The sequence below is a fragment of the Rhizobium sp. PK7-22 genome, from assembly GCF_056530405.1.
On sequence record NZ_CP096513.1, the window covers coordinates 264,691 to 278,627 of the forward strand.

At 59.7% G+C, this 13,937-nt stretch carries 13 protein-coding genes and 1 pseudogene; 8 read left to right on the plus strand and 6 right to left on the minus strand.

Annotated features, from left to right (window positions below):
- Position 1: 1 nt before the first annotated feature.
- From M1E10_RS01370 to M1E10_RS01390, 5 genes are all read right to left on the minus strand, one after another.
- Complete coding sequence (locus tag M1E10_RS01370; protein WP_499173231.1) at positions 2-769, minus strand: ABC transporter ATP-binding protein; 768 nt, start codon at positions 767-769, stop codon at positions 2-4.
- The gene (locus M1E10_RS01375; RefSeq protein WP_499173232.1) at positions 766-1,740 is read right to left on the minus strand and encodes a branched-chain amino acid ABC transporter permease; all 975 of its coding nucleotides are present in this window, start codon (positions 1,738-1,740) and stop codon (positions 766-768) included. The genes M1E10_RS01370 and M1E10_RS01375 overlap by 4 nt, the downstream gene beginning before the upstream one ends.
- Positions 1,737-2,615 (minus strand): branched-chain amino acid ABC transporter permease, encoded by an 879-nt coding sequence (locus tag M1E10_RS01380; protein ID WP_499173233.1) that lies wholly within the window; start codon positions 2,613-2,615, stop codon positions 1,737-1,739. The genes M1E10_RS01375 and M1E10_RS01380 overlap by 4 nt, the downstream gene beginning before the upstream one ends.
- Positions 2,616-2,715: 100 nt before the next feature.
- Complete coding sequence (locus M1E10_RS01385; protein WP_499173234.1) at positions 2,716-3,843, minus strand: type 1 periplasmic-binding domain-containing protein; 1,128 nt, start codon at positions 3,841-3,843, stop codon at positions 2,716-2,718.
- A gap of 292 nt (positions 3,844-4,135) precedes the next feature.
- On the minus strand, positions 4,136-5,035 hold the full coding sequence (locus tag M1E10_RS01390; protein WP_499173235.1) for an NAD-dependent epimerase/dehydratase family protein: 900 nt from the start codon (positions 5,033-5,035) through the stop codon (positions 4,136-4,138).
- A 219-nt stretch (positions 5,036-5,254) separates the two neighbouring features.
- Between M1E10_RS01390 and M1E10_RS01395 the strand changes: the two genes are divergently transcribed.
- Positions 5,255-6,328, plus strand: a complete 1,074-nt coding sequence (locus M1E10_RS01395) for a Gfo/Idh/MocA family protein (protein WP_499173236.1) — start codon at positions 5,255-5,257, stop codon at positions 6,326-6,328.
- Positions 6,329-6,434: 106 nt separating this feature from the next.
- On the opposite strand, the gene M1E10_RS01400 is transcribed toward M1E10_RS01395, so the two are convergent.
- A complete protein-coding gene (locus M1E10_RS01400; protein ID WP_499173237.1) occupies positions 6,435-7,700 on the minus strand; it encodes an FAD-dependent oxidoreductase in 1,266 nt (421 codons plus the stop codon).
- 184 nt (positions 7,701-7,884) lie between these two features.
- Between M1E10_RS01400 and M1E10_RS01405 the strand changes: the two genes are divergently transcribed.
- The 7 genes and pseudogenes from M1E10_RS01405 to M1E10_RS01435 all read left to right on the plus strand — a co-directional run.
- Entirely contained in the window at positions 7,885-8,805 is a 921-nt protein-coding gene (locus M1E10_RS01405; protein WP_499173238.1) for a LysR family transcriptional regulator, read from the plus strand.
- 12 nt (positions 8,806-8,817) lie between these two features.
- Complete coding sequence (locus M1E10_RS01410; RefSeq protein ID WP_499173239.1) at positions 8,818-9,726, plus strand: alpha/beta hydrolase; 909 nt, start codon at positions 8,818-8,820, stop codon at positions 9,724-9,726.
- Positions 9,716-10,663 carry a LysR family transcriptional regulator gene (locus M1E10_RS01415; RefSeq protein ID WP_499173240.1) on the plus strand — a complete coding sequence of 316 codons (948 nt, stop codon included), beginning with the start codon at positions 9,716-9,718 and terminating at the stop codon, positions 10,661-10,663. The genes M1E10_RS01410 and M1E10_RS01415 overlap by 11 nt, the downstream gene beginning before the upstream one ends.
- A gap of 146 nt (positions 10,664-10,809) precedes the next feature.
- Complete coding sequence (locus M1E10_RS01420) at positions 10,810-11,832, plus strand: ABC transporter substrate-binding protein (protein WP_499173241.1); 1,023 nt, start codon at positions 10,810-10,812, stop codon at positions 11,830-11,832.
- A 52-nt stretch (positions 11,833-11,884) separates the two neighbouring features.
- Positions 11,885-12,652, plus strand: coding sequence for an ABC transporter ATP-binding protein (locus M1E10_RS01425; protein ID WP_499173242.1), 768 nt, complete (start codon positions 11,885-11,887; stop codon positions 12,650-12,652).
- A complete protein-coding gene (locus M1E10_RS01430; protein ID WP_499173243.1) occupies positions 12,645-13,496 on the plus strand; it encodes an ABC transporter permease in 852 nt (283 codons plus the stop codon). Before M1E10_RS01425 ends, M1E10_RS01430 begins: the two co-directional genes overlap by 8 nt.
- A 95-nt stretch (positions 13,497-13,591) precedes the next feature.
- Positions 13,592-13,927, plus strand: a pseudogene (locus tag M1E10_RS01435) (alcohol dehydrogenase catalytic domain-containing protein); the annotation flags it as partial.
- Positions 13,928-13,937 lie beyond the last annotated feature (10 nt).

Genomic DNA, 13,937 nt, shown 5'->3' on the forward strand with positions numbered 1-13,937 from the left:
GTCAGCCTCCGAGATACGCGTCGATGACGATCTGGTTCGATCGGATTTCGTCGGGTGTTCCTTCCGCGATGATTTCACCCTGCGCCAACACGATGATGCGGGTGCACAGTGACATCACGAATTCCATGTTGTGTTCAATCACCACGAATGTTGTGCCGTGCTCACGGTTATAGGTGATCAACCGCTCTTTCAGGTAGCCTAGCATGGTCAGATTGATGCCTCCGGCAGGCTCGTCGAGGAGAACGATGCCCGGCCCGGCCATGAAGGCCATTGCGGCGTCGACGAGCTTCTGCTGCCCGTAGGAAAGGGATCCGGCCGGTGTATCGCGGTACGGCGTAAGGCGGAAGAATTCAATCAGCTGTTCCGCCTTGCCCGTGAGGCCGGCGTCCGACTTGTTGAACAGGCGCGAGAGCATCGATCCTTCGTGCTCTTGTCCGGCAAGGATAACATTGTCGAGTACGCTCATCTTCGGAAAAACGGAAAGCTGCTGGAACGTGCGGCCGACACCCATCAGGGAAAGATCCGCTGGGCGCACGCCATCGGTCGAGCGGCCATTGATCTGGCAGTGCCCCTCGGTTGGTCGAAGCTGCCCCAGGATACAGTTGAAAAGCGTTGACTTGCCGGAACCGTTCGGGCCGATCAGCCCCAGGATTTCGCCAGGCGCCACATCAAAGCTAACCCCGTTGACCGCTTTGATGCCGCCAAAGTGTTTGGAAATGTTATGGACCGAGAGGATGGGATTATGGGTGGGTTGGGAGTGCATGTTCATAGCTGAACCCCCTGGTTCAGGTCCCTGCGAGCTTCATTCTTGGGTCGAAACCGTTCAAGCAGCTTATGTCCAAGGCCAATCAGACCGTTTGGCGAGTACGCCATCAAAACGATGACAAGCGCGGAATATATGATCAGGTAGTACCCCTCGGTGAACCGCAGCAGTTCCGGCAGGAGGATGACCACCGCCGCCCCCAGCATCGGCCCAAAGAAGAAACCTGAGCCACCGACCACCACCATGAGAAGGATCTTCAAGGAGTGGATGAGCGCGAAGCTTCCCGGCTCGATGAACTGGACAAGCGGCGTCTGCATTGCTCCAGCCAGCCCGCCGAAGGCCGAGCCGATCGCGAAAGCGAGCAGGGTCTGCCGGCGGATATTCAGCCCAAGGCTCTCTGCGCGGATCGGGTTTTCGCGCAGCCCCTTGAACGCGCGACCCCAGGGCGAGCGCAGGATCCACCACAACACGCCGGTCGAGAGAAGGAAGCACACGAGGGAAAAATAGTAGAAAGGGAGGTTGCCGTCGGTGGCAACGCCGAAGAACGAAGGGCGCGGCATGCCGACAAGGCCGAATGAACCACCTGTGATTTCCTCTTCGTTGCGAAGAACGAGAAACAGCAGCAGGTTGAAAGCGAGTGTCACAAAGGCCAGGAAGTGGTGCTGGACGCGCAGCGCCGGGTAGCCCAATGCCAGGCCCACCGCAAAGCTACTGGCGATCGAGACGAGGGCGGCGAGGCTCCAATGAATGCCGTTCAGGGTCATCAACGCGGTAATATAGGCGCCGATACCCATAAAAGCGGCCTGAGCCAGGCTGACCTGACCGGCGTAGCCAAGCGTCAGGTTCAGCCCCATCGCGGCGATCGAGAAAATCAACCACGAGCAGAGTGTATAGATGATGTAATTGCCTTGGCCGAGCGGAGCGGCGATGAGCGCCGCAAATGCGAGTGCAAGGAGGATCACTTTGAAGCGCGTCATACGGTTCTCCCTTCCGGGGTGCCGAGCAGGCCCTGCGGCCGCAGCAGGATGATGGCGATGAGCAGCATGAGCGGCATGGCCGAACGATACTCGGAAGATACATAAACTGCGGAGAGATTGTCGATCACGCCAATCAGCAGTCCACCCACAAGAGCGCCGCGGATTTGGTTGAAGCCGCCTACGATGGCGGCGATGAAGGCCACGAGGCCGAGGGTCTCGCCGTTGGAAAATTTCGCAAGATAGATCGGCGAGATTAAAACGGATGCGATGGTCGCGAGCCCGGCGTTGATGAGAAAGGTATATAGAACCATGCGTTTGACGTTTACGCCAAGTATCTCGGCGACCGCCGGGTTCTGGGCAGTCGCCTGCATGCATCGGCCCGTTCGCGTGCGGTTGAGGAAGAGCTGCAGGCTGCCAATGGCGAACATGGAGACAGCCAGATTGCAGATGTCTTGGACCGATACGCTGGCGCCTGCGATATTATAGACCGTCTGGGGGAAAATCGCGGGAAACGGCTGCGCCGTTGCGCCGTAGAATTCCTTCACGCTCTCCTTCATCAGCAAGCCGAGCGCGATCGTCGCAATGACGAGCGGCAGTGTCCCATGGGGCAGCATCGGCTCGACAATCAGCCGCTTGAACGCAACGCCAAGGACCAGCAAAGCCAAAGCCAGCCCGAAGATGATGGCGATCCACATGGGCAGGCCGAATACACTCATGCCGATGAGCACGAAGAACGCCGGCAGCATGACAAACTCGCCCTGAGCGAAGTTAATGGTCTGGGATGCCTGCCAAAGAAGCGTAAAGCCGACTGCCGCGAGCGCGTAGATAGACCCTGCGGCAAGTCCGGAGATGAGAAGCTGAAGTAACTCGGCCATAATATCGTCCTGAGGGGCTGTGGTCGGCTATGCGAGTCATGAAGAACATGCCGGCGGTGGCGACAGCCGCCGCCGGCACAGCGTGAATTCTTGCCTTGGCCTAATTCGGCGGCAGCACAGCCTTGACCACCTGCTTGCCGTTCTCGACCTCAACGAAGAAGCTTTGGCGTGACATTTCGCCGGTCTCGTCCCAGCTGACGTCCATAAGAACACCGGGGCAGTCGGCAACTTTCAGCGTCAGGCCATGCAACTTCTCCGCGATGGCTTCACTGTTGGGCTCCCCGACCAACTCCGTCACGCATTTGAGCGCATAGGCTGCGGTATAGCCTTTGATCGCATTGTGGTCAGGCGTGTAGTTGAACTTCGACTTGAACTTTTCGACCATCTCGGTCATCGCCGGGATGTTTGCGTCCGGCGTCAGGCCCACGTGACCCATTGCGCCATTTGCCGCCTCTCCGGCCAGCTCGATCACCTTATGGCCGATCAACGTGGTTTCACCCACCAGTGGGATGGTCACCCCCTGCTTGCGCGCCTCGCGGAGGAAGCGCGCGCTTTCCTCTTCGGTGACGTAGACGAAGGCCGCATCGGCTTGAACCCCCTTCAGCTTCACGATGTCCGCGGAAAAGTCGCTTTGAGCCTGTTCTGTCGGTATATCGGCGACGATCTCAAAGCCATGGTTCTTGGCCTCTGTCAGGAAAGAGGTATGGCCACCTTTACCGAATTCGGTGTTTGCCCAGATGACGGCGACCTTCTTCACCTTCATCTCCTCAGCCATGTACTTTGCCATCTTCGGCACGCCCTTTTGCGATCCAAAGGCTGTGCGGAAGATGTAGGGATTGTTCATGGACGTGATTGAGGGTGCCTCGGAGCCGGTGAACTGCGGAATCCCGGCCTGGCGGGCGACGAGCATGTTGACGACCGTCGACGAGGAGAAGACCGTACCCATGATGGCATAGACTTCGTCGTCGATCGCCTTCTGTACCATCGCGCGCGACACCTGCGGGTCCGTCTGGCTGTCGTATTCCGTGATGTTGACCTGTTCGTTGAGGATGCCCCCGGCGCCGTTGATTTCCTCAAAGCCCATTTTTACGCCGTCACGGAAGTTGGTGCCGGCTGCGGCACCAGGACCGGACAACTCCACAATCGAGCCGACTTTCAGCTCTGCCATCGCCGGCGCGACGCCGAGTGTTGTAACGAGTGCCGTGGCATAGAGTAGTTTGTTGATCATCTGTTCCTCCCTGGGTGATCACTTGCGAAGAATCCGACTGACGACCTCTGGCGCAGTTCGGAACGCTGGCCGCAAAGCCTGCGGCTGCATTGTTGTCCCGGCTTCTCCTCCACGGGGGCTCAACTGACAGCCCCCGCCAACCGGTTGCTCCCGCCCCCTCCCATCGTGACAGGGCCGCGAGGCGCTTTATTTCATCGGTGGCAAAGTCCTCCTGGCGACAGAGGCTCCTCTTCCCCTCTCGCTAAATACCCGTAAATCAGGCATTCGCCACCGGGAAAATGGACGATACAACCTAAACATTAGATGATTCCTCGACCTTCAGGCCTTCGAGCGCGCCGAGGGAATGGCGGATGCCGGTGGCGATGCCCGTGACGAGCTGCGGCCCCAAAAAAGCAGGCACGGGATCGGACGTCAGATCTGCCGGTATGCGCAAGGGCGCGCCGCTGATGCTGATCTTTGACCAGCCAGACTGAGCACGAAGCTCGCTCACGAAGGACTCCATATCGGCGGTCTCGCCGGCCATCGTCAGGGCTGTGACGCCCTCGAGGGGGACGGTCATGGCCGCAGCCAGCATACGGCTTACGTCGTCGACATACACGAAGCCGACACGGCCCGAGAAGCGAATTTCTGCCGGCTCGCGCCGCACCGCAGCGGCGATGGCGATAGATGGACCGGCTGCGATACCGGAACTGATGCCGGGTCCATAGATGATGTAGGGGCGTAGTGCCAGGCTCGGAACTGCGTGATCGAGGAAGAAGGCGCGGGCCACGCCTTCGACAGCCAGCTTTGTCGCGCCGTAAATCGTCAAGGGCTTCGGATAAACGGCATCCCCGGGTCCAAACACTCCGGCTGTGCTCAGATATGCCACGGGCAGGCGCCGCTGCTTTGCCGCCTCAAAAACGTTGATGCTGCCAATCAGGTTGACATTGGCAGCCCGTACGGGATCGCGGGCGCAATCAAGTGTCATCAACCCGGCGAGGTGAATGATCCCGTCACATCCCTCGGCGGCAGCCGCTACTGCGTGTGGGTCTGCGATGTCGCCGGCGACGAGCTGCGCCGAGACGGAGGCCGGCAGGCGCTCTCGCCGTGGAGCGAGATCAAAGATACGAACGCAGTGGCCGACAGCCTGTAGAGCTGCAACCGTCCGCAGTCCTACAAATCCAGAGCCGCCCGTTACCAGTATCCGTTTCAATACGTTCCGCCTCCGCAGACTGTGGCGCATCCCCCTGTCGCTGTCACAGGTGATAAGCAGCGCCCCCGGTCCGTCCAACGGGAGTGGGGGATCTTCTCAGGCCTCAGTTCCTCTTCCTTCGCCACCCTACGCAAAAAATGGAATGACATTCAAGAATAAACTTTAATTCCGGTTCTGTTTTTGTATCCTCCTCCCAATGCAGTCAGGGAGGAGAGTCTTTTGGAAAAGATTGGCGTTGCAGTGATCGGTGCAGGTGCTATCGGCCGAACACACATCGATACTTTGATACAGATGGAGAAGGCGGGAAAGGGAGGGCTGTCATTCGCCGCCCTGGTCGAACCCGCACCGGTGGGGCAGGCTTTCGCGAAGCTGCATGGAGTGCCATGTTTTGCTGATGTCGCAGCGCTGATCAAGTCAGGCGTCGCGCAGGCTACCATCGTCGCCACGCCAAATGAGACCCATCTGCCAATCTCTGAAATGCTGTTGACGTCGGGCCTCCCGGTGCTTCTGGAGAAGCCGGTTGCCGAGTGCCTTGAGTCGGCACTGCAACTGATTGCCCTCGTGGACGATACTGGGGTACCGCTTCTGGTCGGTCACCACAGGCGCCATAATCCCATAACAAAGGCTGCCCATGCAGCGATACGCTCCGGCCGGATCGGCGACCTTGTGATGGCGACGGTGACCTGCTCGCTTGCCAAGACGCCTTCCTATTTTGACGCTGCCTGGCGTCATACGCCTGGAGTGGGCGGGCCGCTGCTGATCAATCTGGTGCATGAAATTGATCTGCTGCGTCACTTTTTCGGCGAAGTGGCAAGCGTGCAGGCGGTAGCCAGCAATCTCCGTCGTGGCTTCGCCGTCGAAGATACAGCGGCAGTTGTTCTTACCTTCGTGGATGGCGGGATTGCGACCTTGTGTATTTCCGACGCCGCCACTGGTCCATGGGCCTGGGATCTTTCCGCAGGTGAAAATCCTGTGCGTTTTCCGGCCCATGACGTCAGCGCACATCACTACGCCGGAAGCAGGGCCGGGCTCTCGCTGCCGGACCTGACGATATGGCAACCGGACGATGAACCCGACTGGACGCGCAAGCTCAAGCCATCACGGTTGAAGATGGAGCCAGCAGACCCGTACATGGAGCAATTGCTACATTTTGCACACCTCATCCGTCACGGTGGAGCGCCGCTGGTTGATGTGCGCGATGCCACGGCAAATCTCATTGTTCTGGACGCGGTTCGGCTGGCCGTCAAAAAGCAGCATGCGGTAGCGGTCGATCTGCGTGCGCTGGCAAAGTGACGTCGTACCGCAAAGTGTCGGGCAAAGCGGCCCAAGAGAGGGCATCGCGTTCAACCGGCTCCTGCGGCTCTTTTTTGGCGTGCGGTCGTGCGCACTTGCGTCCTGGTCAGACAAGTGCGCCCTGGTCCAGAAGATGACGCCGCACATCGTCACAAAGCGGCGTATTTCCCTGCGCGCGCAGAGCCGCAGCAATGCCGGCTGCATGACCGCTGGCAAAGGCGGTGCCCATCACGCGGACTGATCCGTAAGCTGCGCCGTCGGCGCCGGTGACACGGCCAGCCAAGTAGAGGTTATCCAGATCTGCCGACTGTATGGCGCCCATGGGAAGATCCGCAAATCCCTCTCCACCAATGTCGATGAACCGCGCCCGGCCGGGGGCTTCGTGCACTTCCATCGGCCAGGCGGCACGTCCCACGCCATCTGGGCGCCTCAAGCCGGCCTCAAGCATAGACCCGGTCATGTCCTGGCGCGACAGCGGTCTTCGGCTCTCCCTGATGCCGATCTGCGGCCCGCTTGCTGCCAGGTAAGCGTGCTCGAAGCCTGGCAGTTGTTTCAGCAGCCCGAGATTTCGCCACGCTTGGCGTCTCGCCTCGCGCTCAACGGTGCTTAAGCTTTCCCCGGTCAGTCCATCCGTTTCAAGATCAATCGCCATCCACCAAACATCGTCCGAAATCGGCAGCCGAGAAAGCACGCCGCCGTCGGCGCGCGGAATAGGCGTGTCAGCCGTGACATTGTAGGCGTTGATGATCTTAGCCATCTGAACGCGGTCGAATTCAACGTTCGGCGCGACGCCGCCGATCCTGACCGGCATTGAGGCGGGCTGCACGTGGTCGCCCCTCAAGCTGTCGACCGTCATTCGCGCTCCAGACATCCATGACAGGGTTGCCTCACCGCTGGCATCGATGAATGCCCGGGCATTGATGGTGGCGGTGCCCGCGTGGTCGGATATCGTCACCGAAGTCACATGGTCATTCTCCTTGACCACAGCCGACAGCTTGCTGTGGAGCAGCACCCGGACACCAGCCTTTTCGCACAGTCGATCAAAGGCAAATTTTACCGCCTCCGGGTCAAGCATGACAATCCAGTTGCCGCTGCGAGAGACCACAGGCGCGGCAGGTTGGCCGAGTGTAATCAGTTCTCTCAGCAGATCCTCGCCAATGCCGCGCACCGCTGCGACAGGTTGAGGACCTTTTTGATAGAACCCGCAATAGGCCAGAACCAAAGAGTTCGCCGCGGCGCCACCGAGAAACCCGTATTGCTCGACGAGTGTTACACGCGCGCCAAGTCGGGAGGCTGCGACGGCCGCGCTCATTCCCCCCGCGCCGCCGCCAATCACGACGACATCAGCCTGTTCCTGACGCAAACTATGCATGATCAGCCTCGAAGACATCCATGCCAAGAGTTGAGCCATTGATGACCAAAACGATGGTGGTGGTTGCGCCGCTCATGGTTCCGCTCCCTGACAAGGTCGAAGGGATAGGGGAACCAGGTCATTGACGCCAATACATATTACGCCAAGATGCATTAGCAGGATTTATAGGTGCCCGAGATCGTTCATGACTGAGCCGAAGCCAAAGCCGAAGTTGAAAGAGCGCCATCTGGAAATCTTCCGCGCCGTCATGGCAACGAACTCCTTGACCGCCGCAGCGCGCCATCTCGGCGTCTCTCAGCCGAACCTGTCGATCGCCATCAAGCGGCTGGAGGATCAACTCGGAACCGCGTTGTTTGCCCGCATTTCCGGTCGCATTGTACCGACGCAGGAAGCGCAGCTGATCCTTACGGAGGTGGAACGCGTCCATCAGCAGTCAGAAATGCTCTCCGACGTTGTCTATTCCATTGCACGTGGCAAGGGCTCGACATTTCGCTTTGGCGCCACCCCCAGCATCGGCATGCGCTTGCTTCCCAAGGCCTTGCGCCAATTGCAGCTGAAGGGCGCGGCCAGCACCTACTACTGCGATTCCCTCTCGCAGCGTGACATCAGGGATTATCTCCTGTTCGGGCAAGGCTCCTGCGTGGCGACCATTGCCACTGTGGAGGATCCCTTGATCGAGACGGTCAAGATCCGGGAGGCGAAGCTCGTCTGCGTCGTGCCCAAGAACCACGTTCTGGCATCGCGATCCTCAGTCACGCCGATGGATCTGGCTGGCGAAACCTTGATATCTTTTGCTGCCGCGACCACCCACGGCCTTCACATCGACGAGACATTTCATCGCTGGGGGGTGGTGCGGGAAACGTCCGTCTTTGTTCATTTCGTGGATGCGGCTTTGTCTTTCGTCGCCGAGGGCATCGGGATCACGATCCTCGACGCGTTTTCCGCGATTGACTGTACAGCGAGCGGTCTTGTCGCCATACCGATCGAAAACAGTGTGGCGATTTCGGCCTATGTTCATTCCTGCCGACTGCGCCCCCGCCCACCGGCAGCCGATGTGCTCATCGCAGAACTGCGCGCGGTCGCTGCTTGTGTGGGCGACGATTGAGGAGAGATAGACGTGGAAGACAAGGCAGCAACGCTTTTTACGGGCTTTTCCCAGATGTTCATCGACACACCGGACGCAAGATTGGCCGTCTTGTCCAAGGGGCAGGGGCCTGCGGTCCTGCTGCTGCATGGCTACCCTCAGACGCGGGCGGCCTGGCATCGGGTCGCCCCGCAATTGGCGGAACGCTATCATGTGGTCGTCCCGGATCTACCCGGCTATGGCCGAAGCCGCGTGACCGCCAACCGGGAAGGTGCCGGGTCGAAGCGGCGGATGGCAGCAAGCCTGGTGGCCATGATGCAAGCTCTTGGTCACGAAAAATTCGTCGTCGTCGGTCACGACCGAGGCGGCCGGGTCGCTTATCGCATGGCCCTCGACTTTCCAGATATAATCCTAGCGCTGGTCTCGGTGACCGTCGTCCCGACTGCGGAAATGTGGGAGGGCGCGAATAAGACTTTTGGCATGGGGGCGTGGCACTGGTTCATGCTGGCCCAGCCAGAGCCTCTGCCTGAAAGGCTCATGAGTGGTGATCCTCGGTTCCTGCTCGACACTACGCTGACGAAGATGGCAGGTGACCTGGCGCATCTGCATCCTGAAGCTCTGGCCGATTACCGCGCCTGTTTCGACGAACCTGACGTTCGCCACGCCATGTGCGAGGATTACCGCGCCGGCGCCACCCTTGACGAGGCTGATGATCTTGCCGATCGGGCGGCCGGGCGGCGCATCGCTGCGCCGGTGCTGCTTTTATGGGAAGCCGGACGACGGTATGGAGGTGGGCGCGAGCCACTTGAGATCTGGCGTGTCTGGGCATCTGAGGTTGAGGGTGAGGGGCTGGTCGGCGGGCATCTGCTGCCGGAACTGGCGTCAGATCAGGTTCTCGATCATGTTTTCAAATTCCTAGGGAAATCACATCTTGGCGCGTAGCACTCTCGATCACCACGGCAAGGGTCCGGGTGAGACGCTTCTCAGCCTTCGCCAGATCGAGGTGTTCCATGCCGTTATGAACGCCCGGTCGATCACCGGCGCATCCAAGGTCCTCAATATTTCCCAGCCGGCCCTCAGCCGAACCATCAAGCGGATCGAAGATCTTCTCGAGATCGCCCTGTTCATGCGCGACCGAAATGGGCTTGTGCCGACCTCGGAGGCCCTGGAAATCTACGCCGAAATTGATCCTGTGCTCCGGCAGCTGGCGGGTGTCGATGGACAGATCCAGCGTATAGCTCGGGGTGAAACCGCGGTTTTCAGGGTTGGTTCAACCGCCAGTGTGGCACGCGCGCTGGTGCCACAGGCCCTGCGACTGTTGTCGCAGGAAGTGCCAGGCATCGAGCTGTTTTTCGACGTGCTCCCGGTTGATCAAATCGAAGATTACCTGACCTCTGGCCGCGGCGAGGCGTTGGTGACCATCGCGTCTCCAGTCCATCCTTTGATCGCGGTCGAGCCGGTTGGCCATGCCGATCTCGTGGCCGTCGTCCCACGTACCCACGCACTTTCGCAAAGGCGTGTGATCAGGGCGTCCGACCTGGGTGGCGCCGACTTCGTGGCCTTTGCAGCGGGTGGCGCGCACCAGACTGTGGTCGACACTTTTCTCGACCGCGCCATGGTGAAGGTCAATGCCCGTGCGGTCGCCCGTTTTTCCGATACTGCCCTTGCGCTTGCTAATGAAGAAATGGGGATCGTATTGGTTGACTATATGACGACGCTGGGGCCGTTGGGCAGCAATCTGGTGGTGAGGCCAATCGAGGATGCCCCAAAATTCGAGATCTCTGTTTTGTGGAACCGCCGCCGCCCCCATTCCGCCAGCCTGCAGAAGTTCATCGCGATCCTGCGCGAGAAACTCGCCAGCCTGCCGCCGCTCGTCTGATGCAGCGGAAAAACAGCGTACCACACCCTCGGTCCATGCCTCTGGGACATGGGAGGCATAATCATTATGGGTTGTCATCGCAATTTGCGGGTGGCAGTTAAGCGTCTAGGCGCCGGGGAGGCGTTCTCTATCGGGAGGAACACGCAATGCATTTCACCTTAAATCGCCGTCAGACACTCTTGGGGATGGGGGCCGTTGGCGCAGCCGCCGCCTTTGGTCTGCCTGCCCGTGCTGCGGCACGCAATCTTGCGGTGCTGCATCTGGCCAGCCATGCGCCAAGCTTCATTGCGTTTGAGCGCGGATACTACAAGGACGCCGGGCTCGATATCGAGCTGAAGTTCTTCGAAGCGGCCCAGCCCATGGCCGTGGCAATTGCGTCCGGCGACGCCGATTTCGGCGTGACAGCCATGAGCGGTGGCCTGATTAGCCTCGCCCAGAAGGATGCCGTCAAGGTGATTGGCGGTGCGCTCACCGAAGAGAAAGGCATTACCGGCGCTATCGTGCTGGCGTCCAACAAAGCCTTTGAGGCTGGCCTTACGGACACTTCCAAGCTTGCTGGAAAGACGTTTGGCATCACCACCGCCGGCTCGTCCTTTCACTTCATGGCGTACAAAATCGCCCAAGCAAACGGCGTCGCGCTATCCGACATTGAACTGCGCCCGCTGCAGAAGCTCGGCGCGATCATTGGCGCGTTGTCGACCGGTCAGATTGACGCCTGGGCAATTCAACCGTCCGTCGCCAAGAAGATGATACGCGAGGGCGCGGCCAAGCAGATTGGCATCGTATCGGACTATGCTCCGAACTACCAGGTGACGACCGCATTCACATCGACCAAGAACGCCAAGGACGAGCGTGCAATGACGGAATCCTTCGTCGCTGCCTATTCCAAGGCGATCGCCGACTACAATGCCGCTTTCGTCGACAAGACGGCAGACGCCGCAGAAGTCGATCAACTGGCCCAGATCGTTCACAAATATGTTGAAAGTGACAGCCCGGCAGAGGCGGCCAAGCAGAACCTCATCGACGGTGCCATGCGCATCAACCAAGGTCTGGCGCTGTCGCTCGACAGCTGCGTCGAACAGCTCGAATGGTTCAAGGCCGAAGGGATGGTCAAAGACTCGATCTCCAACGAGCAACTCTTCGACACAAGCTACGTAAAGACGATCTGATCACCGGCAGATCGAGACTGCGGAGGCCCCATGGCCTCCGCCAGGAGGCTCCATGGACCTGAGACTCAACAACGTAAGTCACTACTATGGGGCCGTCGAAGTCCTCAAAGACATCTCGCTGGACATACCGCAGGGACAGATCGTTTGTCTGATCGGGCCGTCGGGCTGCGGCAAGTCCACGCTTTTGCGTTTTCTTGGCGGGCTCGAGCGCCCGACGACGGGGGACGTGCTCCAGGTCGGTGATCCACCCGCCGATTCTCTCAACCCGCTAACCTATGTTTTCCAGCATTTTGCGCTGCTGCCGTGGCGCACCGTTGAAGGAAACATCAAGCTTGTTCTCGAGGATCATGGCCTCAGCCGCGGGGAAAAGAACGATATTGTCACCGACGTCCTGGAACGCACTCGGCTTTCTGACTTTCGAACCGCCTTCCCCAAGCAGCTTTCAGGCGGTATGCGCCAACGCGTGGCTATCAGTCGGGCGCTCGCGGTGCGACCGGCCGTGATGCTGATGGATGAACCCTTGTCCGCCCTGGATAGCCAGACCCGCGAGCTGCTGATGGACGACCTGATTTCTTTGTGGACCCGGCAACCCTTCACGTCTGTCTATGTGACGCACAATCTTAATGAGGCAGTGCGGCTTGGTCATCGTGTCGTGGTGCTGTCGCGTCGTCCGGGTCGCATCCGCGAAATTGTTGACATCGATATTCCGCTCTGTGAGCGCCATCTCGGGAACTCGGTACTGGAGGCGAAGCAGCAGCAGCTTTGGGATTTGATGCGCGATGAGGCGATGGCGGCCGACAAGGAGCTGGTCAATGTCTGATGTCACCACAGCGTCTGGCGACATCGCCCCGACGCACCCACCCAATCTGGCTACAGGCCGCACCAGGACGGTCAACTTCCGCGGCGGCGGCTTCGCGCCGGCGCCGATACGCGGCGTCGGCCTGATCGTTTTCGTGGTGCTAATCGCGCTCGCGGAACTGGGGACGCGCAGCGGCTTTATTTCCAACCTCACCCTGCCGCGACCGTCAGCGGTGCTGGACACCTTCGTGCAGCTTTGGGAAACCGGCCTGCTGTGGAAGCACTTGATCCCTTCCATGCAGCGCCTCGTCGTTGGCGCTTTCCTGGGTATCTCTTTCGGCATCGGTCTCGGTGTCATGATTGGCCTGTTCAGCTACGTTCGGGCCGGGCTGGTGCCCCTCGTCGCCGCGCTGTTTCCAATCCCGAAGATCGCCCTGTTGCCGCTTTTCGTCATCTGGTTTGGCATCGACGAGATGTCCAAATACATGCTGATCGCCTTTGGCACGTTCACCCCCACGGTTGTTGCCACCTATGGCGCCGTCGACAATGTCGATCGCACGCTGATCCGCATGGGGCAAAGTTTTGGCCTCAGCTGGTGGTCGATCGTGCGCAAGATCGTCCTTCCCGGTGCGTTTCCGGCAATCCTTTCTGGACTGCGCGTTTCGGTCTCCATTGCGATTATCCTGCTGGTGGCGGCCGAAATGTTGGGGGCGCAGTATGGCGTCGGCTCCTATATCCTGGAAGCGGGCTCGCTCTACGATCTTGAAAAGCTCTTCGCCGGCGTAACGATCCTGTCGGTTCTCGGCTTGCTCGTAAGCTTCACCATTGGCCGGATCGAGAAGCATTTCCTCAGCTGGCGTGGATAACCGTCCATGCCGCATTCCCAGGAGATCACAAAGTGCTAGCACTGCAAAAAGTGCGGCCTGCCAAGGGCTTGGAATACCTCAGGCCTGACGAACCGGTGCCGCAGGAGGGCGAAGTAATTGTCCGGGTTCATTCTGCGGGAATCTGTGGCACGGATATTCACATCGCCGAGTGGGCGCCCGGGTACGAGACGATGGAAAGGGCCATGCCCGTCACGCTCGGCCACGAATTTTCCGGCAGGATCGAAAGGGTTGGACCGGGTGTCGCAGAAGACGTCGTTGGTGCGCGGGTTACAGCACGGCCGTCAGTGACCTGCGGCCGGTGTGCTGCCTGTCTTGCTTCCAACGAGGACAGTTGCAGCAGCCGGAAGGGGATCGGTATCGGGCGCAACGGTGCCTTTGCCGAGCTGGTGAGCGTGCCCTACAGGAATTGTCACGTCGTGC

What these genes read in the sequence shown, in the direction of transcription:
- M1E10_RS01370 (WP_499173231.1), bottom strand. Translation starts at nt 769, where the DNA reads ATGAACATGCACTCCCAACCCACCCATAATCCCATCCTCTCGGTCCAT.
- M1E10_RS01375 (WP_499173232.1), bottom strand. Translation starts at nt 1,740, where the DNA reads ATGACGCGCTTCAAAGTGATCCTCCTTGCACTCGCATTTGCGGCGCTC.
- M1E10_RS01380 (WP_499173233.1), bottom strand. Translation starts at nt 2,615, where the DNA reads ATGGCCGAGTTACTTCAGCTTCTCATCTCCGGACTTGCCGCAGGGTCT.
- M1E10_RS01385 (WP_499173234.1), bottom strand. Translation starts at nt 3,843, where the DNA reads ATGATCAACAAACTACTCTATGCCACGGCACTCGTTACAACACTCGGC.
- M1E10_RS01400 (WP_499173237.1), bottom strand. Translation starts at nt 7,700, where the DNA reads ATGCATAGTTTGCGTCAGGAACAGGCTGATGTCGTCGTGATTGGCGGC.
- M1E10_RS01405 (WP_499173238.1), top strand. Translation starts at nt 7,885, where the DNA reads ATGACTGAGCCGAAGCCAAAGCCGAAGTTGAAAGAGCGCCATCTGGAA.
- M1E10_RS01420 (WP_499173241.1), top strand. Translation starts at nt 10,810, where the DNA reads ATGCATTTCACCTTAAATCGCCGTCAGACACTCTTGGGGATGGGGGCC.
- M1E10_RS01425 (WP_499173242.1), top strand. Translation starts at nt 11,885, where the DNA reads ATGGACCTGAGACTCAACAACGTAAGTCACTACTATGGGGCCGTCGAA.
- M1E10_RS01430 (WP_499173243.1), top strand. Translation starts at nt 12,645, where the DNA reads ATGTCTGATGTCACCACAGCGTCTGGCGACATCGCCCCGACGCACCCA.